Origin of the sequence: Deinococcus aquatilis DSM 23025 (assembly GCF_000378445.1) — a bacterium.
GTDB classification, from domain to species: domain Bacteria; phylum Deinococcota; class Deinococci; order Deinococcales; family Deinococcaceae; genus Deinococcus; species Deinococcus aquatilis.
Genome location: NZ_KB899702.1, coordinates 112,683 through 139,075, shown reverse-complemented (window position 1 = coordinate 139,075; position 26,393 = coordinate 112,683). Strand labels below are relative to the sequence as shown.

Annotated in this window: 22 protein-coding genes and 1 tRNA gene; 12 read left to right on the top strand and 11 right to left on the bottom strand. The window is 62.9% G+C overall.

Going from position 1 to position 26,393, the window contains the following annotated elements; all coding sequences use genetic code 11:
• Positions 1-1,268, bottom strand: a 1,268-nt coding sequence (locus F561_RS24950) for an ATP-dependent metallopeptidase FtsH/Yme1/Tma family protein (protein ID WP_040380022.1), incomplete at its 3' end; no start/stop codon positions are given.
• 261 nt (positions 1,269-1,529) lie between these two features.
• Between F561_RS24950 and dnaK the strand changes: the two genes are divergently transcribed.
• From dnaK to F561_RS0106770, 5 genes are all read left to right on the top strand, one after another.
• A complete protein-coding gene (gene dnaK / locus F561_RS0106790) occupies positions 1,530-3,416 on the top strand; it encodes a molecular chaperone DnaK (RefSeq protein ID WP_019009197.1) in 1,887 nt (628 codons plus the stop codon).
• Between the two features lie 105 nt (positions 3,417-3,521).
• Positions 3,522-4,223: a nucleotide exchange factor GrpE gene (locus F561_RS0106785; RefSeq protein WP_245556445.1), complete on the top strand. Its 702-nt coding sequence runs from the start codon at positions 3,522-3,524 to the stop codon at positions 4,221-4,223.
• Between the two features lie 7 nt (positions 4,224-4,230).
• Complete coding sequence (locus tag F561_RS0106780) at positions 4,231-4,479, top strand: VF530 family protein (protein ID WP_040379996.1); 249 nt, start codon at positions 4,231-4,233, stop codon at positions 4,477-4,479.
• A gap of 208 nt (positions 4,480-4,687) precedes the next feature.
• Positions 4,688-5,620 (top strand): DnaJ C-terminal domain-containing protein, encoded by a 933-nt coding sequence (locus F561_RS0106775; protein WP_019009194.1) that lies wholly within the window; start codon positions 4,688-4,690, stop codon positions 5,618-5,620.
• Positions 5,621-5,843: 223 nt separating this feature from the next.
• Positions 5,844-6,479 carry a LysE family translocator gene (locus F561_RS0106770; RefSeq protein WP_019009193.1) on the top strand — a complete coding sequence of 212 codons (636 nt, stop codon included), beginning with the start codon at positions 5,844-5,846 and terminating at the stop codon, positions 6,477-6,479.
• 58 nt (positions 6,480-6,537) lie between these two features.
• Here the strand turns inward: F561_RS0106770 and F561_RS0106765 are convergent, their stop codons facing one another.
• The 4 genes from F561_RS0106765 to fba form a co-directional block, all read right to left on the bottom strand.
• Positions 6,538-6,960, bottom strand: coding sequence for a CBS domain-containing protein (locus F561_RS0106765; RefSeq protein WP_019009192.1), 423 nt, complete (start codon positions 6,958-6,960; stop codon positions 6,538-6,540).
• Between the two features lie 199 nt (positions 6,961-7,159).
• Positions 7,160-9,697, bottom strand: a complete 2,538-nt coding sequence (locus tag F561_RS0106760; protein ID WP_026298658.1) for a S8 family peptidase — start codon at positions 9,695-9,697, stop codon at positions 7,160-7,162.
• A gap of 211 nt (positions 9,698-9,908) precedes the next feature.
• Positions 9,909-10,685: a hypothetical protein gene (locus F561_RS0106755; RefSeq protein WP_019009190.1), complete on the bottom strand. Its 777-nt coding sequence runs from the start codon at positions 10,683-10,685 to the stop codon at positions 9,909-9,911.
• Positions 10,686-10,776: 91 nt separating this feature from the next.
• The gene (gene fba / locus F561_RS0106750) at positions 10,777-11,694 is read right to left on the bottom strand and encodes a class II fructose-1,6-bisphosphate aldolase (protein ID WP_019009189.1); all 918 of its coding nucleotides are present in this window, start codon (positions 11,692-11,694) and stop codon (positions 10,777-10,779) included.
• A gap of 284 nt (positions 11,695-11,978) precedes the next feature.
• Between fba and F561_RS0106745 the strand changes: the two genes are divergently transcribed.
• On the top strand, positions 11,979-13,235 hold the full coding sequence (locus F561_RS0106745) for an aminotransferase-like domain-containing protein (protein ID WP_019009188.1): 1,257 nt from the start codon (positions 11,979-11,981) through the stop codon (positions 13,233-13,235).
• Positions 13,236-13,371: 136 nt separating this feature from the next.
• Here the strand turns inward: F561_RS0106745 and F561_RS0106740 are convergent, their stop codons facing one another.
• From F561_RS0106740 to purE, 3 genes are all read right to left on the bottom strand, one after another.
• On the bottom strand, positions 13,372-14,532 hold the full coding sequence (locus F561_RS0106740) for a VanW family protein (protein WP_019009187.1): 1,161 nt from the start codon (positions 14,530-14,532) through the stop codon (positions 13,372-13,374).
• 85 nt (positions 14,533-14,617) lie between these two features.
• On the bottom strand, positions 14,618-15,763 hold the full coding sequence (gene purK / locus F561_RS0106735) for a 5-(carboxyamino)imidazole ribonucleotide synthase (protein WP_019009186.1): 1,146 nt from the start codon (positions 15,761-15,763) through the stop codon (positions 14,618-14,620).
• Positions 15,760-16,320: a 5-(carboxyamino)imidazole ribonucleotide mutase gene (purE, locus tag F561_RS0106730; protein ID WP_019009185.1), complete on the bottom strand. Its 561-nt coding sequence runs from the start codon at positions 16,318-16,320 to the stop codon at positions 15,760-15,762. Before purE ends, purK begins: the two co-directional genes overlap by 4 nt.
• A 37-nt stretch (positions 16,321-16,357) precedes the next feature.
• Between purE and F561_RS0106725 the strand changes: the two genes are divergently transcribed.
• The 3 genes from F561_RS0106725 to F561_RS0106715 all read left to right on the top strand — a co-directional run bounded on the left by F561_RS0106725 (position 16,358) and on the right by F561_RS0106715 (position 18,464).
• Entirely contained in the window at positions 16,358-17,536 is a 1,179-nt protein-coding gene (locus tag F561_RS0106725) for a glutamate ligase domain-containing protein (RefSeq protein WP_019009184.1), read from the top strand.
• Between the two features lie 175 nt (positions 17,537-17,711).
• Entirely contained in the window at positions 17,712-18,299 is a 588-nt protein-coding gene (locus F561_RS0106720) for a hypothetical protein (RefSeq protein WP_019009183.1), read from the top strand.
• 89 nt (positions 18,300-18,388) lie between these two features.
• Positions 18,389-18,464 (top strand) — tRNA-Lys (locus tag F561_RS0106715).
• Between the two features lie 29 nt (positions 18,465-18,493).
• Here the strand turns inward: F561_RS0106715 and F561_RS0106710 are convergent.
• Together F561_RS0106710 and F561_RS0106705 are read right to left on the bottom strand one after the other, a co-directional pair.
• A complete protein-coding gene (locus tag F561_RS0106710; RefSeq protein ID WP_157451623.1) occupies positions 18,494-19,216 on the bottom strand; it encodes an HD domain-containing protein in 723 nt (240 codons plus the stop codon).
• Between the two features lie 194 nt (positions 19,217-19,410).
• Positions 19,411-19,641 (bottom strand): hypothetical protein, encoded by a 231-nt coding sequence (locus tag F561_RS0106705; protein WP_019009181.1) that lies wholly within the window; start codon positions 19,639-19,641, stop codon positions 19,411-19,413.
• 86 nt (positions 19,642-19,727) lie between these two features.
• Between F561_RS0106705 and F561_RS0106700 the strand changes: the two genes are divergently transcribed.
• The 3 genes from F561_RS0106700 to F561_RS0106690 all read left to right on the top strand — a co-directional run bounded on the left by F561_RS0106700 (position 19,728) and on the right by F561_RS0106690 (position 22,220).
• Positions 19,728-20,303 carry a 5-formyltetrahydrofolate cyclo-ligase family protein gene (locus F561_RS0106700; protein ID WP_051096846.1) on the top strand — a complete coding sequence of 192 codons (576 nt, stop codon included), beginning with the start codon at positions 19,728-19,730 and terminating at the stop codon, positions 20,301-20,303.
• Positions 20,304-20,431: 128 nt separating this feature from the next.
• Entirely contained in the window at positions 20,432-21,022 is a 591-nt protein-coding gene (locus F561_RS0106695; RefSeq protein ID WP_019009179.1) for a DinB family protein, read from the top strand.
• 118 nt (positions 21,023-21,140) lie between these two features.
• Positions 21,141-22,220 (top strand): type IV pilus twitching motility protein PilT, encoded by a 1,080-nt coding sequence (locus tag F561_RS0106690; RefSeq protein WP_019009178.1) that lies wholly within the window; start codon positions 21,141-21,143, stop codon positions 22,218-22,220.
• Between the two features lie 45 nt (positions 22,221-22,265).
• On the opposite strand, the gene dnaE is transcribed toward F561_RS0106690, so the two are convergent.
• Positions 22,266-26,288, bottom strand: a complete 4,023-nt coding sequence (dnaE, locus tag F561_RS0106685; RefSeq protein ID WP_019009177.1) for a DNA polymerase III subunit alpha — start codon at positions 26,286-26,288, stop codon at positions 22,266-22,268.
• Positions 26,289-26,393 lie beyond the last annotated feature (105 nt).

Below are 26,393 nucleotides of genomic sequence, written 5' to 3'. Positions count from 1 at the left end.
TGTCCGACTTCGTGGTAGGCCGTCACCTTGCGGTCGGCTTCCCGGACCACCAGCGAGCGGCGTTCCGGCCCCATCAAGACCCGGTCCCGTGCCTCATCCACATCCCGCCCCGTAATCCGCGTCCGGCCTTCCCGCGCCGCCAACAGCGCCGCTTCGTTCAGCAGGTTCTCCAGATCTGCCCCCACCATCCCCGCCGTTCTGCGGGCCACCAGTGCCAGATCCACACTGGCATCCAGCGGCTTTTTACGGGCATGAATTCGCAGCACCATTTCCCGGCCCCGCACATCCGGCGCGTCCACCACCACCTGACGGTCAAAACGCCCCGGACGCAGCAACGCCGCATCCAACACATCGGGTCTATTGGTGGCCGCCAGAATGATCACTTCCTGTCCACTGCCGAAGCCGTCCATCTCCACCAAGAGTTGATTGAGGGTCTGTTCGCGTTCGTCGTTGCCGCCCTGCAAACTCACGCCGCGTTTGCGGCCCACCGCGTCGATTTCATCGATAAAGACGATGCAGGGCGCACTTTTGCGGGCCTGCTCGAACAGGTCACGGACGCGGGCGGCCCCGACGCCGACGAACATCTCGACGAAATCGGAACCGGAGATGGAGTAATAGGGAACTTTGGCTTCTCCAGCGACAGCTTTGGCGAGCAGGGTTTTGCCGCTGCCGGGAGGGCCGACGAGCAGGACGCCGTGGGGAATGCGGGCGCCGAGTTGGTGGTAACGCTCGGGGTGGCGCAGGAATTCGACGACTTCCTGCAGGTCCTGCTTGGCTTCGTCGCAGCCCGCGACATCGGCGAAGGTCTGCTTGATCTGGCCTTCAGCGATCACCGCCGCCTTCGACTTCCCAAACTGGCTCGCGGCGTCGGTGCCCCCGCCCTGCCGCCCACGCAACAGCAGCACGATCAGGCCGCCGATCAGGGCCAGCGTGAGCAGCGCACTGATGACCGTGAGGGCGCTGATGCGGGAAGCCTGCGCGTAGGTGACGTTGACGCCTGCCTGCTGCAAATTGGTCAGGGCGATGGCGGGATCGGCAGCCACGGTGCGCGTGCGGTACTCCCGGCCATCTTCCAGCAGACCGCTGATGGCCGCCGTATTGTTCTGAAACGACACCACGGCCGTCTGCACCGTGCCGCTTTTCAGGGCGTCGGTAAAGTCGGTGAGCGGCAGATCGGTGCCCCGGCCACGCGGGGTGACAATGCTGATCAGGAGGAGCACTGCCACGACGCTGGCCGCCAATCCCCAGGCCCACGACGGGCGCTTCACAGTTCCGGCCTCTGGCAACGGGGACTGCACATCTGTTGGCTGACCACAGGCGACATGCATCAGTCTATGCCGACCGGGCAGGGTAAATCTGGAAGAAAAGGGGGAAAGTTTGGCCGCAGCTTTCATCTTCACATCGCCTTGAAGTTGAGCGCACTACACTCAACTCTATTGACTGTTCCCAACTGTGGCCCTATGATGATCCAAGTTTAGAACTGCTGTTCTTGCAGCGGCAGAATCTTATCCATTCAAGGAGTCAAACACATGCCAAAAGCAGTCGGAATCGATTTGGGAACCACCAACAGCGTGATCTCTGTGATGGAAGGCGGACGCCCCGAGGTCATCGTGAATGCCGAGGGCGCACGCACGACCCCTAGCGTCGTGGCTTTCAAGGGCGACGAGCGCCTGGTTGGTCAGATTGCCCGCCGTCAGGCCGCGCTGAACCCGCAGGCCACCATTTTTGAAATCAAGCGTTTCATTGGTCGCCGCTGGGATGAAGTGTCTCAGGAAGCCAGCCGCAGCCCCTTCAAGGTGAAAGAAGGTGCGGGCGGCAGCGTGCGCGTGGACGTGAACGGCAAGGAGTACGCCCCCGAGCAGGTCAGCGCCGAGGTGCTGCGTAAGCTGGTGGCCGATGCCAGCGCCAAACTGGGCGAGAAGATCAAAGACGTGGTCATTACCGTGCCCGCCTACTTCGACAACAGTCAGCGCGAAGCCACCAAACAGGCGGGCGAGATCGCGGGCCTGAACGTGCTGCGCGTGATCAACGAACCCACCGCCGCTGCGCTCGCCTATGGGCTGGAGCGCAAGGGCAACGAAACCGTGCTGGTCTTCGACCTTGGCGGCGGCACCTTCGACGTGACCATTCTGGAACTGGGCGACGGCGTATTCGAAGTGAAATCCACCTCGGGCGATACCCACCTCGGCGGCGCGGATTTCGACCAGCGCATCGTGGACTGGCTTGCCACCGAGTTTCAGAAAGAGCACACCTTCGACCTTCGCAAAGACCCTCAGGCTCTCCAGCGCCTGATCGAAGCCTCCGAAAAGGCCAAGATCGAACTGTCCAGCGGTTCTGAGACCACCGTGTCTCTGCCCTTCATCACCTTCGACCCCGAAACGCGCACGCCTCAGCACCTTGAGCGCACGCTGACCCGCGCCAAGTTTGAAGAGCTGACCGCCGACCTGCTGCGCCGCGTGCGTCATCCCGTGGAGCAGGCGTTGGCCGACGCCAAGATGAGCGCTTCTGACATCAATGAAGTGATTCTAGTGGGCGGATCGACCCGTATTCCTGCCGTGAAGCGCATCGTGAAGGACATCACGGGCAAGGAACCCAACGAGTCGGTGAACCCCGACGAGGCTGTTGCACTGGGTGCTGCCGTACAGGCCGGGATCATCATGGGCGACTCCAGCCTCGGTGACATCGTGCTGGTGGACGTGACCCCGCTGACGCTGGGCGTGGAAGTGAAGGGCGGCATGATCGCCCCGATGATCACGCGCAACACCACCGTGCCCGCCAAGAAGACCGAGATCTACACCACGGCGGCCAACAACCAGCCCGGCGTAGAAATCAACGTGCTGCAAGGCGAGCGCCCGATGGCAAGCGACAACAAGAGCCTGGGCCGTTTCAACCTTGAGGGCATTCCTCCGATGGCCGCCGGACGCCCGCAGATCGAAGTGACCTTCGACATCGATGCCAACGGCATCCTGCACGTCACCGCAAAAGAGAAGACCAGCGGCAAGGAAGCCAGCATCCGCATCGACAACACCACCACCCTCGACAAGAGCGATGTGGAGAAGATGGTGAAGGAAGCCGAGCAGAACGCCGCCGCCGACAAGATTCGCAAGGAGAAGGTCGAGAAGCGCAACAACCTCGATTCTCTGCGCGTGCAGGCCCTCAGCCAGATCGAGGAAAGCGCCGGAGCCGACCAGAGCGCCAAAGACGCGCTGAAAGCGGCAGCAGATGAAGCCGAAGAAGCCATCCGCACCGATGACGACACCAAGATTGCCGACGCCCAGAAGAAGCTGGAAGAAGAACTCCGCACCTTTATGGCCGCCGCACAGCAGGCCGCGCCCGCAGCAGACGGCGGCGTGGACCTCGGCAAAGACAAGAAAGACGACGACGTGATCGACGCCGATTTCAAACCGGCTGACTGAGCACCGTCCAACCCGTAACCCATGCACCACAGACCAAGGGGAGAGGACGGCCTACACGCCACCCTCTCCCCTATTGGGTTGCGCCGCGCCCTATTCTGACTTCCCATGTTCCGCAGACGAGGTAAACCCATGACCCAGAACGACGACACCCGAGACAACCAGCAGCCTGAAACCGTGAAGAAAGACGGCCCAGCCAGAGAAAACAAGACCATTGATATGGACGGGCTGGACATTCCAGAAACCGATACCGACAACATGGAAGAAGACGCCGAATTGATGGATGCCGAACTTCTTGACGAAGACGGTGGCTTTCCCGGCATGGATGACAACATGTTCGGGCAAGTGCAGGAAATGATGGCGAAGCTGCAACAGGCCGACGAACTGGAGAAGGAAAATGCCGACCTGAAAGGCCGCCTCGCCCGCCTTGCCGCCGATTTTGAAAGCCAGCGCCGCCGCCTGCAAGGTGAGGTGGACGCCGCGCAGGGTCAGGGCATCGCCAAAGCTGCCGAAAGCCTGATGCCCGTGTACGACGACCTTGACCGCGCCGTGAGCATGGGCGTGGGCGACCCCGCCAAACTGATTCCGGGGATGCAGGCGGTGCAGGCGACCATGTTGCGCGTGTTCGGCGGGCTTGGCCTCGAAGTGACCGGACGCGAGGGCGAAACCTTCGACCCCCAGTGGCACGAGGCGCTTCAGGTGGTGCCCGGTGACGCCGACGACGTGATCGTGCAGGTCTATCAGTTGGGCTTCCGCATGGGTGATCGCCTCGTGCGGCCCGCCCGCGTGGTGGTCAGCAAGAAGGGCTGAGGCCGCTATGACTCCTCCCGACTCTATGCACCCTGACCCCATGCACGGCGTGACGCTGGCCCAGATTCTGGAACGGCTGGTGGACGCCTACGGCTGGGAAGGCATGGCAGACCGCGTGCCCGTGCGCTGCTTTGAACTGAACCCCAGCATCCAGAGCAGCCTGAAATTCCTGCGCCGCACGCCCTGGGCACGCGCCAAAGTCGAGGCGCTGTATCTGGAATGGGTGCTGGGTGGGGCCGGATTCACCGGGCGGTAAGCTCTGGCTTTTCCGCAAAAGCACGTCCAAGGGTCTGGGGTCTGAAGGTCTAAGAACACCTCGCGCCTTCGGGGTGAGAGCACCGGAGCGCACCGTTTGAGGGTTGAAAACGCATCACCACCATATGCAACGGCCCAACACCTTAGACCCTTGATCCTGAGACACAGCACCCCTACACGCCCTTCACCCTCTAAAGGAGACGCCCCACATGGCCTACAAAGATTATTACGACGTGCTGGGCGTGTCCCGCAGTGCGTCCGACGCCGACATCAAGACCGCTTACCGCAAACTCGCCAAGCAGTTTCACCCCGACAAAAACGCGGGTGACGCAGCTTCGGGCGAACGGTTCAAGGAAATTGGCGAGGCGTACGCTGTTCTGAGCGACCCCGAAAAGCGCAAGGTGTTCGATCAGTTTGGGCACACCGGACAGGTTCCCCCCGGCTACGGCGGCGGAGGTGGCGGCTTTCAGGGCGGAGATTTTGCGGGCTTTGACGCCAGCCAGTTCAGCGACTTTTTTCAGGGCCTGTTTGGTGGCACGGGTGGGCGGCGGCCCAGTGCGGGCGGCATGGGCGGCGGGGGCTTTCCCGGCGGTGCTCAGGTCAACATAGAAGATCTGCTGGGCGGCGTGGGCGGCACACAGGGCAGACGATTCGTGCAGAACGTGGAAGGGGAATTGCAGGTCACGTTGGCCGAGGCTTTCAGCGGCTCTGACGAGGTGATCAACGTGGACGGCAAACGCCTGAGCCTGCGCGTTCCTCCCGGCACCCGCGACGGCGCACGGCTGCGGCTGGCCGGACAGGGGCCGGGGGGCGGCGATATTCTGCTGACCATCCGTGTGCTGGAAGATGGCCGCTTTGATCTGGACGGCGACGACCTGACCACCAGCGCCGAAGTGCCTGCCCCGGTGGCCGCGCTGGGCGGAGACATCACGGTGCAGACGCTGAGCGGCAAAGGCAAACTGAGCGTGCCCCCCGGCAGCAGCGGCGGCCAACGCATGCGGCTGCGCGGGCAGGGCTGGCCCAAAAAAGACGGTGGGCGCGGCGACCTGTATGTACGGCTGAATATCACCCTGCCCAAAAATCTGACGGATGAAGAAAAGGAGCTGTACCGCAAGTTGCGGGAGCTGCGAAAAGGGGACTGATCCTTCCTGAGGGCAGAAAGAAAAGTGTCCGGCTGAGACAGAGTCCGCAGGATGCCCGGACAGTCGGAACCTCATCACCTGTCCTCCGTCTCTGGTTCGTACTAGCAGAGCTGCCCACAGAGCCTGGCAAGCCGGATTGAATCCTAAACCACGGGATTCAATCCGAATCCGTATGGGTCATGGCCCTTGACTCCTGTATCTCAAATCTGAATAACTGAACGCCATGCCCGATCTTTCCTCGCTGGCCCTGTTTGCTGTCGCCGCCCTCGCGCTGCTGATTATTCCCGGCCCCGCCGTGCTGTACATCGTGGCGAGGTCGGCTCATCAGGGGCGGCGGGCAGGGCTGGTATCGGTACTGGGTGTGCAGACGGGCGGGCTGGTGCATGTGCTGGCGGCCACGGTGGGTCTGTCGGCCCTGGTGATGTCGTCGGCACTGCTGTTCAGTGCTCTCAAGTATCTGGGAGCCGCGTACCTGATCTATATCGGCATTCGCACCCTGCTGGCGCGAGATGAAGAACACGGCATCGATCTGCCCATGCCCAAAACTCAGTCCATGTCGCAGCTCTTCTGGCAGGGTGCACTCATCAATGCGCTGAATCCCAAAACGGCGCTGTTTTTTCTGGCCTTCCTGCCGCAGTTCGTTCACCCGGAGCGCGGCCCGGTGGCCCTGCAAACCCTGACCTTCGGCCTGCTGTTCCTGTGTTTGGCCGTGTGCAGCGACGGCATGTACGCCCTGCTGGGCGGCAGCATCGGCACCCGTTTACGCAGCAGCAAGGTCGCGGCAAAACGGCAGAAATACGTGACGGGCGGCATCTATATTGCTCTGGGTGTGGGTACGGCGGCGGTAGGACACAAGTAGAAGCACAACAAAAGGGGCCACTTCTCTACACCTGAGAAGTGGCCCCTGACCACTCGGCTCAGGTCGTGGGCTGGCTGATGCCCTGAAGCGCCTGCTCGTCGGCGCGGCCTGTGGCGTTGGTGGCGAGGTCAGCCAGCGAGACGATGCCCACCACTTTGCCCTCCTCGGTGATCGGCAGGCGGCGCAACTGACGGTTCGCCATCTCCTGTGCGGCGTCCTGCACGCTGCTACTGGCGTCCATCGTAAACACGTTGTCGCTGGAGTAATCGGTGACAGGGCTGCCCAGATCATGCCCGTAGGCCACGGCCCGAATCACGATGTCACGGTCGGTCACGATTCCCGCAAGGCGTTCGCCGTCCATGATCAGCACGTTCCCGATGTCCTGTTCACGCATCAGGTTCGCCACTTCCTTGAGGGTCGCGCCACCGTCTACGGTGGTCAGATCACGGGTCATGATGTCTCGGAGGGTGAGTTGTGTCATGCCTGTACCGTACTCGCCGGACAAATGGGGGGCATGGGAGCGGCGTGAAGGCCGTTTTGCTCAGGCTGAAGCAGGCGCAAAGGGAAGGCTCAGGCAGGCGACAGGTTTCGGGTCATAAGAAATCAGCCAACAAACAGAGGCCAACGCTGGGCTGGCCTCTGCTGATCTCTGTTCTTACAGAGCTAGATTATTCCGGCTCTTACTTCATCAGCCATTCGAAGCTGGTCTTGAGCAGGGCGCTGCGGCTGCTGGGCGTCAGGCCTTCCAGACCGAATCCCATGTTCACGGTGCGGTAAGCTCCCGCGTTGTTGATGACGATGGCTCCGGCATTCTCGCCCGCATTCTGCGCGGTGACGCGGGGACGCTGGGTGGGCTGCTGGCCGCCCAACACCTGATTCAGGATGCCGCCGATGATGTTGGCTGCCAGTTTTTCCACGAGGCCGCGAGGATCCTGCACCTTCTGGGTGGCGCGGGTGCGGTTCTGGTCCACGCGGATGCTCTGGGCCGTGATGGTTCCGGCGGTGGCCCCGGCGGTGCCCCAGCCTGCCACGGTGCTGCTGCCGTTCAGGTCAGCAATCACGTCGGGGTAGAACTGGTTGGCGGCACTGCCCTGAGCGTTCAGGGTAAAGGCGGTGCTGCCGAAAGCTCCGGTGGTCACGAACTTGGGCGTGCCGCTGCTGTCGGCCACAAAACGGGTCTTGAGGGTGGTGCGGTAGAAATCGCTGGCTCCGATGTCGTAGCCCACGTCCTGCCCGGTCAGCAGCAGATTGCCGCCACCCGCGAGGTACTGGCGCAGGGTGTTCTGGTCGGCAGCGGTCAGGGTATTCTGGTACTGCTCGCCGGTGGCCCACAACACCACGTCGTAGGTTTTCATTTCGCTCAGAGGAATCGCGCCCATCGTCTGCACATCCCAGCGGAAGGCAGAAGCGGCGTTGGCTTTCACCGCGTCGCGCAGAGCCGCCGTCACGTCAGCGCCCTGGCCCATGTCGTCATCTACAAGCAGCACCGTGGGCTTCTTGCCGCCGCCACTGGGTGCGGGTGCAGGAGCAGGTGTCGGGGCGGGTGTGGGCGCAGGCGCTGTGCCGGGGCGGTTTTTGATGAAGCAACCCTTCCTGACGCCAACTGCTGGGTCGCTGCCCCATTCGGCGACCGTGCAGTTGAAGCCGTCGGTGGCAACACCCGTGATGTATTTGCCGTTGGTGCCGAACGCCGCATCCTTCTGACCGCTGAAGTTGCACTTGGAACCTTCGATAGCGCAGAGGGTGTACCCGGCAGGGCCAGTAGGCGTGGCAGCGGGCGGTGTTGGCGTGGGCGTTGGAGTGGGGGTCGGCGTCGGCGTTGGTGTGGGCGTTGGGGTAGGAGTCGGGGTGGGCGTGGGGGTCGGCGTCGGCGTTGGGGTAGGTGTGGGGGCCGGAGCGCCCACGTTGACTCCCAATTTGCCCATCGCGCCGGGCACGCTGATCAGGCCGTAGCCCACATTGTTGTTCTTGCTGCCCGCGTTGCTGGCACTGGTGTACAGAGCGTTTTTGATCGCGTCCACGCCAGTGCCGGGTTTGGCGCTGAGCATCAGAGCCACCGCACCCGCCGCGATGGGGCTGGCCTGAGAAGAACCGCTGAGTGCGCCGTACTGCCCATTGGGGAAAGAACTGGTGATCGCCACACCGGGGGCGGCAATGTCAGGCTTGACGAACACACCGTTGATCGCGCCCTGCCACGCCACCGGGCCACGGCTGCTGAAGCTGGCGACCTGACCGTTCTGATCGACTGCGCCCACACCCACCGCGTCGGGGAGATTGCCGGGGCTGCCCGTGCTTCCGCTTGCCGGGCCAAAGTTCCCGATGGCAAACACTGGAACCACGCCTGCCTTGATCATGTTCTGCACGGGCACGATGAATTCGTCGAAGGTGCCGGGAATCCCGAGGCTCATGTTCACCACGTCGGCCCCGTCGTCGGTGTCGGCGTTGTTATCGGGGTCCAGCACATACTGCATCCCGGCAATTACCTGTGCAAAAGTGCCCTCGTTGTTGGGCAACACCAGCGCACTGATGATTTTGGCGCTGGGGGCCACGCCCACCGTATCGCCCACCAGCAGGCCCGCCGTATGCGTCCCGTGGTTGGAAGAATCGTGCGGCTGGCTGTTGACCCGGTCACCCTCGGCATTAAATTCGGCGAAGGCGGAGATCTTGCCGTTCAGCTGCGGATGAGAAGCGTCCACGCCGCTGTCGAGGTGCCCGATGCGGATACCCTGACCCTTGAATCCGGCGGCCCAGGCCTGAGGCGCACCGATCTTCTCGAGGTGCCAGGGCGTGCCCGCAGGAGCGGAGGCCGCGCTGAGCGCCACAGCCTTCGGAATCTGCACCTTGAAGTTCTCGAACACGTCGGACACGAAGGGCAGCAGCGCCAACTGCCGCGCCTGCACCGGGGTCATGGGCAGGTACACGCTCTGATCAAGCCACAGTTGGGTGGCCCGGCCCGAAGAAATCGCCTGATTCAGAAACCCGGCGGCGGGGCCGAGCTGGGCGATTTTGGCTCCCAACTGGCCGCGCAGGTTCTTGAACAGGGCGCGGCCCCGTGCGTCGTTGACGACTTTAAAGCGCACGATGACGCCTACCTGAGTCTGGTCACCTTTTTTGGCGCGGGCCAGCAGGGTGGGAGAAAGGCCCGCCGCCCCTGCGGTAGAAACGCCGCCCACAGCCAAGGCCGCGCCGAGCATCATCATTCGGGTCAACTTATTCATACTTGCAGCCTAGCGGCCCAGACGTGACGCCCCCTGAAGCAGTCATGAGGAACCCTTGAGGTGGGGTCAGAGACTCATCAGGCAGGCCGGGAAGATAAAGAAATTCTGCCGAAGCTTCTGCTCCGGCAGTCCAGTCTTCTTTCAGATACCAGCGGCAACGGTCTGAACCTAGTTCAATTCATCTCAGGCAGGCCACGCTGGAAAGGCTTTTTCAACGTGTGTAGCCCAGAATCAATTCGCCCTCGTCGATCCGGCCCCGCAACATGCTCAGGCGGTTGTAGCTGAGGATAATTTGCCCGCTGCTCAACGCCAGCAGGGTCAGCTCACCGTTGATGCCGTTCTGGGTCACGGGGTCGTTGGCCCGGACTCGCCATTGATAGCCCAGCCTCACGTCCAGCGCCCGGTCCGGGTTGGTGCTGGGCATCACGGCGCTGGGGCGGGCGCTGAAGCCTTCTGGCACGCGCAATTCACCGGTTTTGAGGTCGATGGTCACGCCTCTCAGGACGCCGTTCATGCCCGCCGTATCGCCGAATGTCAGGCGGCCATTGTCGCGGGTCACAGGCAATTTCAGGGTTTTGCCGCTGGGCGCGAGAGACTGCTGAAAGACCAGATAGCGCTTGAATTCGTCCTGAGTTATGCCCAGCCTCGCGTCGTACACCGGCGCTTTGCCCTGAGATACGGTCACGATGACGGTGCGGAGGGCGTCAGGACTGCCCCCCACGTTGGTCACGCGTCGCTGCAATTCAAACAGAGACAAACTCGAACGGCGCTCCAGAATCTGGGTCGCCTGCCCGGCCTGTGGCAACAGTGCAGCAAGTTTGGCCTGCCAACCAGCGGGAAGGGGCGTTGACCCCTGCGTGGTGGCTGCGTGGGCAACCACGGCCACCAGGCTGGTCAGGAGGAGGGGAAGGAGGGGGCGGGCGGCCTTCATGCCAATCGGCAGAATAAGCCGCGTGGGTGAGAATTCTCCCGCGCCAGTCTGACGCATCCCTCAGATTGATTGGGGGTGGGTGGGGGGGCACACGGGGGCCAAACCCGCAGGCAGCCCCCCTTGCCCTGTGCCGGAGTCCGGGTGGTCCTTACGCCTTGCCGACGCTGCCCAGCACGCGCATCTTGTGCTCGATGACCTGGCTCATCACGTCGCGGGCAGGCCCGAAGATCTTGCGGGGGTCGAACTCTTTGGGGTTGGCGAACAGGGCTTCACGGATGCCCACGGTGCTGGCAAGGCGCAGGTCGGTATCCACGTTCACCTTGGCGATGCCGTGCTGGGTGGCCTGCTGCAAGTCTTCGTCGGCAATGCCTGCTGCCTCACCGATCACGCCGCCCGCTGCACGGAAGCGCTCGATGATGTCGGCAGGTACGCCGCTGCTGCCGTGGGCCACCAGAGGAATCCCGGTCAGGCTGGCAATCTTCTCGATGCGGGCGTGGTCGATGTAGGGGCGGCCCTTGCCCTTGAATGCGCCGTGGCTGGTGCCGATGGCGATGGCGAGATAATCGGTGCCGGTCTGCTCGATAAACTGCACGGCTTCTTCGGGATCGGTCAGGAAGGCGTCTTTTTCGTCTACGACGATGTGCTCTTCGATGCCGCCCAAACGCCCGAGTTCCGATTCCACGCTGATGCCCATGGCGTGCGCGGCTTCCACCACACGGCGGGTTTCACGGATGTTCTCTTCGAAGGAATGGTGAGAGGCGTCGATCATGACGCTGGTAAAGCCCATGCGGATCGCGTTCAGCGCCGACTCGTAGGAGGAGCCGTGATCGAGGTGCAGGGCGACCGGCACGGTGGCGCGGTGGGCCAGATCCTTGACGATGTTGGCGAGATCCTGGCCGCCGTACTTGATGGCCCCCTCGCTCATCTGCACCATCACGGGCGAACGCAGTTTTTCGGCGGTATGAATGATCGCCTGCGTGATTTCCATGTTGTTGGTATTAAAGGAACCCACGCCGTACTTGCCTGCGCGGGCGGGAACGAGAATGTCTGAGCCGGTAACGAGCATGGTGATGCCTCCTGAGGGTGGCCGGAACTGTGGCCTGAGTGAGAGCGAACTGGGCAGCCTGAACGCGGCTCCCCGAACGAAATGATTACCGTCAGCACTGTAACCGCCTCAGGCGGGCCTGTGTGCGATTTGCCCAGCCCACCTGGAAGGTCTGTACTGCGTTCATCTGGCCTCCACGCCCAGTAAAGCGGTGTCCACCCTGCTCAGACAGCCGCCTGTTTTGCCAGTGTGCCCCACCGACCTGACACAGACGGAGGCCTTGCCGGGGCGTTACGATGACACTCATGACTGCGACTGTGCCTCCCTCTCTGCTCACGCCGAACACTGTTCCGCTGGACTTCACCGCCATGCTGAGTGACCGCGCCCGCAAGATGACGGCCAGTGCCATCCGCGAGATTCTGAAAATCACGCAGCAACCCGATGTGATCAGTTTCGCGGGCGGCCTGCCTGCCCCCGAACTGTTTCCCATCGCTGACGTGCGTGAGGCGATGGACACCGTGATGACCCGTTACGGCGCGGCGGCCCTGCAATACAGCACCACCGAGGGCCACCTGCCACTGCGCCAGTTTCTGGCCGAGGCGGCTGGCATTACGCCGGGGCATGTGCAGATCATGACCGGCAGCCAGCAGGGTCTGGATCTGCTGGGCAAAATCCTGATCTCGGAAGGCGACATCGTGCTGGTGGAAAGCCCGACGTATCTGGGAGCGCTGCAATCTTTCCAGCCGTATGGCCCGCAGTACATGGAAATGCCCACCGACGAGGAAGGCATCGACGTAGACGCGCTGGAAGAGCTGCTGCGGGGGCTGAAGGCGGGCGGCAAGCGGGCCAAACTGCTGTATGCCATCCCCAATTTCCAGAACCCCACCGGGCGCACCCTGAGCAGAGAGCGCCGCGAACGCCTCGTCAGTCTGACCGCCGAACACGGCCTGCTGGTCATCGAAGACGATCCTTACGGCAAGCTGCGCTTTTCGGGCGAACCCGCGCCCAGTCTGTATCAGATTGCGCTGGACCGCGTGGGCGGAGACCCCGACCAGAACCACATCATCTACAGCGGTTCTTTCAGCAAAACGCTGGTGCCCGGCCTGCGTGACGCGTGGATTCAGGCCGCCAAGCCCCTGATCGAAAAGCTGGTGCAGGCCAAGCAGGGCGCAGACCTTCATACGCCCACGCTGAACCAGATGATCGTGACCGAACTCCTGCCCACCGTGCTGCCCCGCCAGATCGAAACGATTCGCAGGGCCTACGGCGAACGCGCCCAGGACATGATCCGTCACATCAAGGAGCAGTTTCCGGCAGGCATCCACCACACCGTGCCTCAGGGCGGGATGTTCCTGTGGATCACGTTGCCGCAGGGCGTGGACACCCTGCCGATGTTGGCCCGAGCCGTGGAACGCAAGGTGGCCTTCGTTCCCGGCGCTTCGTTTTTCGCGCTGGGCGGCGGCCAGAACACCATGCGCCTGAGCTACAGCAACGCCACGCCAGAGCAGATCGAGCGCGGAATCAGGGCGCTGGCGGAAACGATTTCAGAAACAGTGAAGTGAGCTTCTGATCGTGGCAAGTGGAAGGTGGATCGTGGAAAAGGCACACAAGCCTTCCTCCACGATCCACGATCCACGTTCCACGATCCACTATCTCCCCTCTTTTCCCACTCACCACTGACCACTGGCCTCTGACGTCTTACAGCCTTCCGTCTCGCGGGTTCACCCCATACACCGCCCCCCACGGCTTATACACACTTTTCAGGGTGTCTTTGCTCAGGAGGGTGCCACCTGAAGTTTTGATGGTGCGGGTGATCAGGCTGGTCATGCCCTGCATGGGCGTATCGAGCAGGCGGCGGCCTCCGATCGCCACGCGGTCGTCAGGGCTGTAGCTGGGAGCGGCAGGGGGCTTGAAGTCGCTGATCACGGGCTTGCTGATGCTCACGCTGCGCCCGGTGTTGGCCCCGAAGACGTCGAATCGCAGGGTCTGGGCCTTGGTGTCCCAGGCGGCCTGAATAAACAGGTGCTTGCCCGTGTCGTTTTTCATCCGCAAATTTTTGCTGGGCGCGTACACGGTGGCCTCGTAGCCGACGGGGTCGTAGTAGGACACCCGGTGGCTGTGCTCATGGCGCTCGGTGATGGGCAGGCCCGCCTGATACAGCGCCCTGAAAATGGTGGTGCTGACCTGGCAGATGCCGCCGCCGTCCTCTTTGGTCAGGGTGCCGCCGCTGATGACAAAGCCCTTGACAAATCCGGTGCTGGCGTCGATGGTGCCGATTTCCTCGTTGAAATTGAACTCGTGATCCGGCGCGATAAAGAAATTGTCGAGCTTGCTGGCCCCCACCAACACGTTTTTGACGCGGAAATCGGGGCTGCCCCCATAGCTGCTGCCGCCGCTGGACACATGCCACAGCACGCCCCTCTGCGCAAAAACCTTCACGCTGCGCTCCGGCACCACGGCCTTATACACCACTTCGGCGCTGTCTTTGCCCGCCATGATCGCTTTCAGCAGATTGGCTTTGGTCGCGTCCCTGTCGGCGATCCATCCGGTCTGCTGGGTCGCCACCCACGATCCGCCCACGTTCCTGAAGCTGGCCGGGCGGGGGGCGCGGGCGTTGATCTGGTCGAACATCTTGTCCAGCACGGGGCTGAGGGTGGTGCTGATTTTGCTGTGCTTCTTGCTGGCCGCGACCCCAGCGGCAGGCAACTTCCAGGATTTGACAATCTCCGCCGTGCTGACCTCGCCCTTCTGAATTTTTTGCTCGGTGGCACGCAAGATCAGCTTGAAAGGAGCGTCGGTGGCCTGCGCGGAGGCCGCGCCGCACAGGCAGAGAGTGAGAAGCAAGCTCAGGCGTGTCATGCCCTGATGCTGAGGCTGGGCAGCTGACGCGGCGTGAGGCCCGCTTGGGACGGCATTTAACTGGTGGGGGGCCGGGGGGAAGTTTTCAGGGAATCAACCGCTCCAACTCTGCCAACCGCGCTGCCAACGCCTCCGCATCGGCGGCCACCAGATTCACGTGTCCCAGCTTGCGGCCCGCCCGCCAAGCCTTGTGGTACAGATGCAGCCGCGTACCCGGCAGAGCGTCTATGGCGCCCCAATCGGGATGCACAGGCTCCCCAGTCGCATCGGCCACCCCCACCAGATTGACCATCGCCGTGGGGTGCAGGGGCCGCCAGTCGGTGAGGGGCAGGCCCAGCACAGCCCGCACCTGCGCTTCAAACTGGCTGAGGCCGCCGCCATCCTGGGTCAGGTGGCCGCTGTTGTGGACACGGGGGGCCACCTCGTTGACCAGCAGTTCTCTCCCCTCCACCACAAAGAATTCCAGCGTCATCAGGCCTTCCAGTGCCCAAGCCTGAGCACAGGCGCGGGCCAACTCGCGGGCCTGCGGTTCCAGTGTGTCCGCATCTGTGGCCGGAAAAATGCTGGTGCGGAGAATGCCTTCCCGGTGAATATTTTCGATCAGCGGGCCAAAAGCCAGTTGCCCAGCGGCAGTGCGGGCCACGCTGAGGCTGACTTCGCGCACAAAGGGAACCAAGCCTTCCAGCACGCAGGCCGCGCCCTTCACAGAGGCCCAAGCGGCATTCAGTTCGGCGTCACTCTCCACCCGCGCCTGCCCTTTGCCGTCGTAGCCCAGTTCGGAGGTTTTGAGGATGCCGCGCCCGCCCACCGCTGCCAGTGCGCCCGCAAGGTCGGCCCCAGATTCGATGACCACAAAGGGGGCCGTGCCCACCCCTGCCGCCCGCAGCGCTTCTTTTTCGCGGGCGCGGTGTTTGGTACGCTCCAGCAACGCCGCGCCCGGACGCACCGGAACCCGTCCGGCCAGGGCTTCCAGCGCCTGCGTGGGCACGTTTTCAAATTCCAGGGTCACGGCGCTGCATTCGGCCAGGCGGCTCAGGCCTGCCGGGTCGGTGTAGGGCGCGTGCAGATGCTCGGCGCACAGGCGGGCGGGGGCGTGCGGGTCGGGTTCCAGCACCAATACCCGCACGCCCAGCGGCAACGCGGCCAGCGCCAGCATCTGCGCCAGTTGGCCGCCGCCCAGAATGCCCAGAGTGGGGCGCGGGGTGTGGGCCGTGGGCTGTGGGGGGGTCATCCTTCGCCCGCCTGCGGGTGGCCCTCAAACCAGGGGTCATCCAGCACGGCCCGCGTCTGGGCATCCCGGTAAGCCTGAAGGCGGTCACGCACACCCGAATCGGTCACGGCCAGCATGGCGGCGGCAAACAGGGCAGCATTTTTGGCCCCCGCTGCGCCAATCGCAAAGGTTGCCACCGGAATCCCGGCGGGCATCTGCACGATGCTCAGCAGGCTGTCCTGACCGCTGAGGGCACGCGACTGTACGGGCACGCCCAGCACCGGCACCCGCGTAAAGGCCGCCAGCATTCCGGGCAGGTGGGCCGCGCCGCCTGCCCCAGCGATGATGCAGGCCAGATTCAGCCGCTCGGCCCGCGCCGCGTAGGTTGCCAGCAATCCGGGCGTGCGGTGGGCACTCAGCACCCGCACTTCGTAATTCACACCCAGCGCCGCCAGCGTGTCCAGCGCCCCGGCCATCGTTTCAAAGTCGCTGCGGCTGCCCATCACCACGCCGACCTGTGACCCGTTTTGCACTCCTTCCAGTTGTTCCCTGCCCTCTGTCGCGGTTGCCGTGTCCATGTCAGGGGGCATCCTAACCCGCTACAGTCGGGGGGTGATGGACGCCGCGCCCAGCCCACCCCCACCCGACTACGACTGGTTTTTTGGCCGGACCCGCAATGGCCGCGCCCGGGGGCCGGATGTGGCAAGGGCACTGCTGGACGCCCAGGAAAAGCCCGACGCCGCTTTTACCTCGGTGCGCGTGGTCGGCACCAACGGCAAAGGCAGCACCTGCGCCATGCTGGAAGCTGGGCTGATCTCGGCAGGGGTTCCCACGGGCCGTTTTACCAGCCCCCACCTGATCCGGTTTGAAGAACGAATTCGCGTGAATGGACAGGACATCCCTCCGGCGCGGGTGGCAGCCTTTATCCAGCAGGCGCGGCTGGCTGGCTGGGAGGGCGCGTTTTTTGATCTGTCGCTGCTGCTGGCCTGCACCGTATTTGCCGAATCAGGCGTGCGCGTGGCCGTGATGGAAGCGGGCGTGGGCGGGGTCAGCGATGCCACCGACGCCCTCAAAGACGTGTCGGCGGTGGCGCTGACCAACGTGGCGCTCGATCATGTGGGGGTACTGGGCGGCACGGTAGCCCAGATCGCCCGCGACAAGGCACTGGCCGCCCGCCCCGCTGTGCCGCTGCTGACCACCGCCACCGGGGAAGCGCTGGATGTGATTGGCGACGTGTGCCGCGAGCTGGACGCGCCCCTTTACACGCCCGCCACCCATCCGGCCCTGTTTGCCCTGCCGCACGCTCCGGCCCTGCGGGGGTCACACCAGCACAGCAACGCGGCGCTGGCTCTGGCAACCTTGCGCCTGCTGGGGTACGGTTCGGGGTCAGAGGCGGCGTTGGCGGCCCACCACCCAGCCCGACTGGAAGAAGTTGTGCTGGACGGCAAAACCATTTTGATCGATGGCGCACACAACCCACACGCCACACAGGCGCTGGCCGCCGCCGTGCCGCGTGCCGACGTTTTGCTGTTCGGCAATCTGGCCCGTAAAGACACCGCTGCCACGCTTGCGCCCCTGCTGACGGTGGCTCCCGTGCGCGTGTTCACAGCCCCCGGCGATCTGGCAACCCCGCCGCAAGACCTGGCCGCCCACTACGGCGGCGAAGCAGTAGAAGAACCTGCACGGGCGTTGGGCCGCGCCCTGGCTCTGACCCCGGTGGGCGGGACTTTGCTAGTAGCGGGCAGTCTGTATCTGGCCGGAAGCGTGCGCGAGTGGCTGACTTCCAGCATCTGACTCTGGACACATCAGAGCAGGCCGACAAATCCAAACTTTTTGAACCGATGTGCAGCAAAAATTCTCCGGCCAGTACACCTCTTCCACTCCCAAAAATTCACTTCCCACTGCCCAATTAGGCCTGTATTGGGGCCAGATAAATTCCTGTGAAGCAAGCTGAGCCGTAGGGTAAGCCATGCCTGCTCTGCTGACTGCGGCCCGCGCTCTGCTGCGCCCCACTCCTCCAACTTCCCGCGCTTACCGTGACGCTCTGATCGGCCTCGGTGCAGGCGCGGTGGGCACGCTCCTGATGGGTCAATACTGGGTGCGTGTGGCCCCGTTGGTAGCCGGAGCACCGCAAGAGGAGAGTGGACCGCCCCAGCCAGATACCGATGTCATCAGCCCGCTGGGACAGACGCACGAAAACGGCGAGAGCAGCACCGCCGCGATGGGACGGCACCTGTATACGGCCATCACGCATCAGACGCCGGAACAGGGCACGCGGCAGGCGCTGAGTGAGGCGGTGCACTGGGCCACAGGGGTTCTGGGCGGCGCAGCTTATGGGGCGGTTCTGGCACGGCATCAGGGTCCCGCCACAGGAATCCTGTGGGGCGCGGGACTGTGGCTGCTGCTAGACGAAACCATCACGCCGCTGCTGGGCCTGCAAGACGGCCCCCGCGCAGGAGACGCCAAAACGCACGGCAACCGTCTGGGCGCACATCTGGCCTACGGCCTGGGCCTCGGCCTCAGCGCCGCCGTGCTGGGGCGCACGCTACCGAAGTAGAGCTGACACTGCTCAGCTACCCTTGACAGGGTCAGGGAGACTCCTTATACTCCCTTTCGCCCTGTCTGATGCTGGGCAGCCAAGTTTTTGGATCGTTAGCTCAATTGGCAGAGCAGCTGACTCTTAATCAGCGGGTTGTAGGTTCGATTCCTACACGATCCACCACAGTTAAGCCCGCCTAGCGCGGGTTTTTTTTATTGGGCATCCTCGATACTGGCAGGCCGCAACGAGGCGTAGCCACGCACTTCCTCTGCCGTCACGCCGCAGGCCGTTTCCAGGGCCGACACTGTGCGCTCCAGTTCGGCAAAGAGGGCCTGTAGACGGGGCCGCCCGGCTGCACCTTCTGCTCGTTTATAGGCATCGGCCAGCAGGCGGTAATACTGCAAGGTTCCCTCACGGCCCTGACTGAACCGGTTGAAGAAGGCTTCCCGCGCTTCCGGCGTCGTGCCTTCAGTCAGCACATCGGTCAGGATGGTGCGGGCGTTGTGCAGTTTGTCGGAGGCACTGACCAAGAGCGAACTGGCCTCCTCGTGATCGAGTTTGGCGAGGTAGGTCAGCTTGCGCTTATCCCAGGGCGCTTTTTCTCCGTCTATCAGAGGGTTTTCTTCGGTGGCTCCACGGACCAGAGCGGCAACTCCATCGCCAAATTTGTCCTGAATTTGTGTATCCAACTTCTCACGCGTTTTCGCTCGCTTTTTGACATTCACCGTCAGATTCTCCGGCCCATCTTCCAGCGCGTCGTGCAGCAGGGCGGCAATGGCTTCGTTTTCCGTCGCGCCAAATTCCAGCGCCACCGACGCCACTCCCAACAGATGGGATAAATACGGCGTCAGCGTGCCTTTGCGGTACTGGCCTACATGCCATTTGTGCGCGAGTTGCAGGGCGTCGGTAAAACGCTTGGTCAGGGGAAAGGTCACGGCGTTCACTGTATGAAATTACAGGAGAGCTGGGGCGCAGATCTGCCTTTTCTGATCAGATCCAGAACGGCTGAGTACAGCAGTGTTGATCTTGAGAGAAGCCGAGCAGAGCGAGAGACGGCAACAGTACGGTCAGATGGCGTGGACGGCTGGAGCGGTTTCTGCGAAATACCGCAACGGTCATCTGGCCGTAGTTAGAGGCGCGGCTTACCCTGAGGGTTGAGCCAGGTAACCCGGCCCGCCTGCTTCATCTTGATCCACGTGGCAATGGTCTGGGCGATATCTACCCCGATAACGACAACCAAGACCTCACCTGCAAACTGAATCCAGGCTGCCCACCCGGAGCGCGAGGCGCAGACCCACAGGGCAAGAGAAGCCAGCCAGCCCAGCACCCACGACAGAAATTGTTTTGTCTCTTGCGCCATTCCCGTCCACTATATAACCATCCGTTCTATTAAACCAATCTGCCTGCCGGGGCTACGGCTATTTCCCGGCTATGCTCCTTGCACCGATGACCTCTCCTCCATCCTCTGTTACGGCGGGCGCACACCGCACTGCCGTCTGGAACGCACTGGAACGGGCGCGGCTGTGTGCCTATCCGTTGCCGCCGCACGGCCACCATCCCAACTTTACGGGGGCGCGGGAGGCGGCGGGGCACCTGCTGAAGCACCCAGATGTCGCGCCGCTGCATACCCTGATCGTGGGGGCCGACCGGGTGCTGATGCCGCTGCGAAAGCTGGCTTTGCAGTCCGGCCTGACGCTCTATGTGCCCAACCTGAACAAAGAGGGCTGGTACTGGCGACTGACAGAGGTCGCGGGGGCCAACCTCTCCAAAATGGCGCTGCACGGCGAGCCGAAACTGAAGCCGGAAGGTGCCCAGGCAGCGGTGCTGGCCTGCGTGGCCGCAGACCGCAGGGGCGGCAGAGTGGGCAAGGGCTTTGGCTGGGGTGCACGCGGGCTACATCTGGACTTGCCCGAATTCACGCTGGCACATGGCCTGATGCTCTGCGGCCAGTTGCCCTGTCCCGCCGATTCCTCTGCGGCGCTGATCGGCACGCCGGGAGGAGTGATCGACACAGCGGGATGAATAGACACAGATGGACATCGCGCACTCTTCCGGGCAAAGCGGGCAGTCGTGCTCCTGCACAGAAGGAACGCCGACAGATGAAGAACTTTTTTCAGTGTCGTGCGCAGAACTGCTCTAGACTGACAGGCATGACCTCCAAACCCACTCCATCTATTCCCATCGTTCCTGTCGTGGTCACGGTGGCTGCCGTGGGAGTGGCGGCACTGTTGGCCCGCAGCCGCAGCAAAGACGGAGAGGGCGTGGGCCAGCAGGTCAAGGGCCTCGTGGCCGCACAACTGATAGAGCGGCCCGCCCGCAATGCCAGTTATGCAGGGCTGGGGCAGGCGCTGGAGCGGGGCGGCATGATGCTGACCGGGCGGGCCAGCCGTGCCGCCGATACGGAAGGCAACCGGGACGTGCTGGCGCACATTATCGGCATAGAACGCTGGGGTCAGAATCGCCTGCGTGTGGCGCTGGGGCAGCGGCCCTACGAGCGCGACGAATACAGCCCCTACCGCCCGCCCAGTGAGGCCACCCTCAGTGAACTGCAAGACCTGCTGTCTCAGACCCGCGCCCGCAGCGTGGACCTGGCGCGGCAACTGCACACCGCCGCACCCAACGACGACCTGAAGATCGAACATAACGATTTCGGCCCGCTGACCGCCAAGGGCTGGCTGCAATACCTCACGCAGCACGCCGACATAGAGAGCCGCAAGCTGAAAGCAGGCCGCTCCAGTTAGGCTGCCCTGAGTCCCCACTGGGATGAGGCAGGGCCGCTCAGGCTCGCATCCGAACGCACGCCCCTCACCCCCCTGACTGGGGGAAAGCTGTAAGAGGCCCGCCGCTACTGTGCACGGTATGAGTGTGCTGAAGGAACTGCTGGCCGTCATGGTTCGAGAAGGAGCCAGCGATATTCATCTGCGGGCCGGGAGTGCTCCTGCTGGCCGCATCAACGGCGAAATCCGGCGCTTTGGTGAAACGCGCCTGAGTCCTGAACATGTCGCCACCTTTGCCACCGAAATGATGCCGCGCCCCGGCATGTGGGAAGACTTTCAGACGCGCCGCGACGCCGATTTTGCCTACGGTGTGCCCGGCGTGGCCCGTTTCCGGGTCAATGCCTACCACCAGCGCGGCTCGGTGGGCCTGATCATGCGCGTCATCGAGAACAAGCCCATTCCCAGCTTTGCCGATCTGGGCCTGCCCGCCGCCACCTTCGAGGGTCTGGCAGGCCACGAGCGCGGTCTGGTGCTGGTGACAGGGCCGACTGGAAGCGGCAAAACCACCACCCTGGCCAGCATCATCGACTACATCAATACCACCCAACCCGTGAATATCGTGACGCTGGAAGACCCCATCGAGATCATGCACAGCGATAAATTGGGCCTGATTTCCCAGCGCGAACTGGGCAGCGACACCCTCAGTTTTGCCGCCGGATTGCGGGCCAGTATGCGCCAGGACCCCGACGTGATCCTGATCGGAGAGATGCGTGACAAGGAGACGGTCGAAGCGGCACTGAGCGCGGCTCAGACCGGACACCTGGTGTTCTCGACGCTGCACACCCAGGACGCTGTGCGAACCGTGAACCGCATTATCGACTTTTTCGCCCCCCACGAGCGCGAGCAGATTCGGCTGGGCCTGTCCGAAACCATCGTGGGCGTGGTCAGCCAGCGCCTCCTGCCCAAGCTGGGCGGCGGGCGCGTGCTGGGCATGGAAATCATGCTGGGAACGCCCACCGTGCGCGAGTGCATCAAGGACCCCAACCGCACCGAGGAAATCAAGCAGGCGCTTCTGGAAGGCGGTATGCGCGGAATGCACACCTTCGATCAGCACCTGGCCGAGTTGGTGGCAACGGGCCTGATGAGCGAGGAAGACGCCATGCACACGGCCACCAGCCCGCACGAACTGAAGCTGCTACTGATGACCCGGCAATTTGCCTGAGCGCTGATTTCGCCGCCCGCTGGGAACTCTAGGACAAGCTGCCCCTCAAGCCTGCATGCCCCGCCCGCCACCCTGTTTGTTCATCCAGGCGGGCGGCTTGGGCGCGAACCGGCCCAGAATCGTTTGCTGGTCGTAGGCAAGGTACGCCTCAGCCCAGGGGAAAGTCTGGTTCAGCACCTTAATGGCCTGTGGGCTGCCCATCGCGTGATCAAGTTGATAGACCACGAACTGTTCGGGCGTCTCCAGACGCAGGTAGGTCGGCATGTTGCCCGCGTGTTCGTCCAGCACGCTCTGAAACTCACCCACCGCATCGGGGCTGGCGGTTTCCAGGTCGATGGTCACGTACATGACTTTGGGCACTTCCGCCAGTTGCTCCACGCTCACCACTTCTTCGGCAATAGCCCGCAGGCCGCCGTCTTCCGATTCCAGTTCCACGATCACCAGCGCGGGCATATCGTTGACCAATTTGTCCTGAATGCGGTCATAGGCGCGGGAAAAGGCCACCAGTTCGGTCTGCCCGGACTCGTCGGCCAGAATGAAGCGGGCCATCATGCCGCCCGATTTGGTGGGCTTTTTGACCACGTTTTCGATCATGCCCGCCAATACCGCCTTGATGCGTTTGCCGGGGGCCACATTCTGGGTGGTAAACCATGAATCAAGGTCGCTGATGCGGCAACTCGCGGCCTCACGCAGGCCCTCGTGCTGCTCCAGCGGGTGGCCGGAAATGTACAGCCCCAGCGCTTCTTTCTCGATAGAGAGGCGCTGAAGGTCGGTGTAGGCGTCCACACCCGTTCTGAGGGGCCGCTCCTTTTTCACCTCTTCGGCACCGAACATCATGCTCATGCCGCTCTGGGCGCGGGCGTTGATTTCTGCTGCGCCAGCCGCATCCTCCATCGCGTCTTCCAGGCTTTCCATCAGTTGACGCCGCTCTCCAAACAGGTCGAAGGCCCCCGACTTGATCAGGCTTTCCAGCGCCTTGCGGTTGCAGACCTTGCTGCCCAGACGCGAGCAGAAATCGGCCAGAGATTTGAAGGTTCCGGCCCGCTCGCGTTCCTCCAGAATCTTCAGAACGGCGGCCTCGCCCAGCCCCTTGATGGCGTACATTCCGAAGTAGATTTCCTCGCCTTCTACCGCAAAATCGGCATTGGAACGGTTGATGTCAGGCGGCAACACCCGCACGTCCATCTTGCGGGCATCAGAAACGTACTCGGCCACTTTGTCGGAATCGCGCCTCTCTACGGTTAGCAGAGCCGCCATAAACTCCACGGGGTAGTTTGCTTTCAGCCAAGCGGTTTGATAACTGATCACGCCGTAAGCCGCTGAGTGTGACTTATTGAACCCGTAATTCGCAAACGCATCCAGCAAATCGAAGAGTTTATTGCCTTCTTCCTTGGGCACATTCTTCTTCTCTGCTCCGTCTACAAAGATCTGACGCTGCCTTGCCATTTCCGCCGTGTCCTTCTTCCCCATCGCTCGGCGCAGCAGGTCGGCTCCACCCAGACTGAATCCGGCCACCTCAGAAGCAATCTGCATGATCTGTTCCTGATAGACGGGAATGCCGTAGGTTTCGGCCAGGATTTTTTCCAGCCACTGGGCGCTGTTGGGAAAGCCGTCGCGCACGTAGTCCACCTGTTCCAGACCGTGGTGGCGGCGCACGTAGGTCGGAATATTTTCCATCGGGCCGGGGCGGTATAGCGCCGACAACGCGATGATGTCGGCCAACCGCCGGGGCTTCAGGCGGCGGGACGCGTCGGCAATCCCCGCGCCTTCGAGCTGAAACACGCCTTTGGTATCGCCCCGCGACAGGAGTTCAAAGGTCTTTTCGTCGTCGAAGGGAATGGCGTCGAAGTCGATGTCCTTTTCTCTGAATTCGGGCCGAGATTCGCGCAGAATCCGCTTGGCTTCATCCAGAAAAGACAGGGTTCGCAGGCCCAGAAAGTCCATCTTGATGAGGCCGATGTCTTCCACGGCCTTCATGTCGTACTGACAGACCATGCCCACGCCCGACGTATCGCGCATCACAGGCACCAGATCAGTCAATTTGTCGCGCCCGATGACCACCCCCGCTGCGTGCACCGAGGCGTGGCGGGTCAGCCCTTCCAGCTTCTGCGCGAACTCGTAGGCTTCCAGCAGTTGCGCGTCTTCGGCCAGCAGTTGCTGAATGTCGGGCACCGATTCGCGGGCCTGCTCCAGCGAATAGCTTTTGCCGAACTTGATCGGAATGAGCTTGGACACCTTATCGACTTTGGCGTATTCCAGCCCCATCACGCGGGCCACGTCTTTCAGGCACGCCTTGCTTGCCATCGTCCCGAAGGTGGAAATCAGGGCCACCTTGTCCTCGCCGTACTTGTCCTGCACGTACTGGATGACCTCGGTGCGGCGGGCATCGTTGAAGTCGATATCGAGGTCGGGCATGGAGATTCGGTCAGGATTCAGAAAGCGCTCGAACAGCAAATCGAATTCGAGGGGATCGAGGTTGGTGATCCGCATGGCGTAGCACACCAGCGATCCCGCGCCCGACCCACGCCCCGGCCCCACGCTGATGTCCTGATCTTTGGCCCAGTTGATGTAATCGGCCACGATCAGCAGGTAATCGGGGAATCCCATGTTGTTGATGACGCTCAGTTCGTATTCGGCGCGGCGCAGGATGGTCAGCGCGTGCAGGTGGTGGGCGCGGGTGGTTTCGGAGTCGTCGGCGGCAGGGTCCAGAGTGATGGAGGTATCCGAATCGCGCTTCTGTGCCCGGCGGCAATCCTCGTGGGCGTATCCCGGCAGCGTGCCCGCAGCGGCCTCGGCCTCCATCCGCTCCAGTGCCGGATAGGGTGTGTACTTCTGGCCTGCCGCCTTGCCGCGTGCTTCCCACTCGCTGCCCAGAAAGGCGATCAGCGTCAGCAGGGTTTCGAGGTCGCAGTTGGTAGCGTCGCAGCCGTCCACGCGGGCCAAGACACGCGCCGCATCTTCCTCGCCCAGTTCGGCCAGAGAGCGCACCGCGTAGTCTCGCAGCAGGCTTTCGGTGGCGTGCGCCGGGTAGCGTTTGACCGTGCCCCGGTAGGTCTGCACGCGCAGTTCCTCGGACATGGTGCGGCCCTGCGGAATGGGCAGCGCGGGCATCTGGTACACGCGCTTGTTGCCCACTGGCAGTTCTACATCACACATCGCGGCAATGTGGGCGGTGTTGTCGAAGGGTTCCTCGCCCCATTCGGCCACCGGAAGGGCCACCTGCATCTCGTCCAGAGACTTGACGTAAAAGTCGTCGCACTGAAAGCGGAAGCGGTTTTCGTCGGCCAGCATGGCTTTGGTCTGGATCGCCAGCAACGTATCGTGAGCCGAGGCGTCCTCTTTTTTCACGTAATGGCCGTCGTTGGTGGCGACCATGCCGATGCCGAGTTCCTGCGCCCACGCCTTCAGAATCGGGTTGATGCGGGCCTGATGGTCGATGCCGTGGTTCTGAATCTCGATGTAGTAGTTTTCTCCGAACAGGTCGCGGTACCACAGCATTCTTTCCCGCGCCTCGGCCTCGCGCCCATGCATCAGCAGTTGCTGCACCTCACTGCCGAGGCAGCCCGAAAAGGCGATGACGCCCTTGGAATGCTCCTGAAGCAGTTCGTGGTCGATGCGCGGCTTGTAATAATAGCCCTCGGTATACCCGCGAGAGCTGAGGCGGCAGAGGTTCTGGTAACCCTCGAAGGTGCGGGCCAGCAGCGTGAGGTGAAAGATGCCCTTTTCTCCGCTCACACCGGGCTTCTTGTCGCGCCGAGTGCCGAATCCGGGCACCACGTAGGCTTCATAGCCCAGAATCGGCTTGACGCCCATCCCCACCGCGTAGTTGTAAAAGTGCACCGCGCCGTGCATGTTGCCGTGGTCGGTCATGGCGCAGGCGGGGTCGTTGGGCGTGATTTCCTTGACCCATTTCAGGAGGTCTTTGAGCTTGGCGGCTCCGTCCAGCAGGCTGTACTGCGTGTGCTGGTGCAGGTGCGCGAACCGGGGAATCTTGGGAGCGTCAGGGGTGCAACAAGACCCGTCCGGCAGGTGAATGTGAAACTTGGGGGCCAGATCGGGCGCGGTCATGGGGCGAGTCTAGGCGCAAGGGGGCGGGGTTTCAGTGGCGTGGGAACTTGACGAACGCTGAGCGGGGTTCACATCCCAGCTTCGGCCCAGTTTCTTATGCTGAGG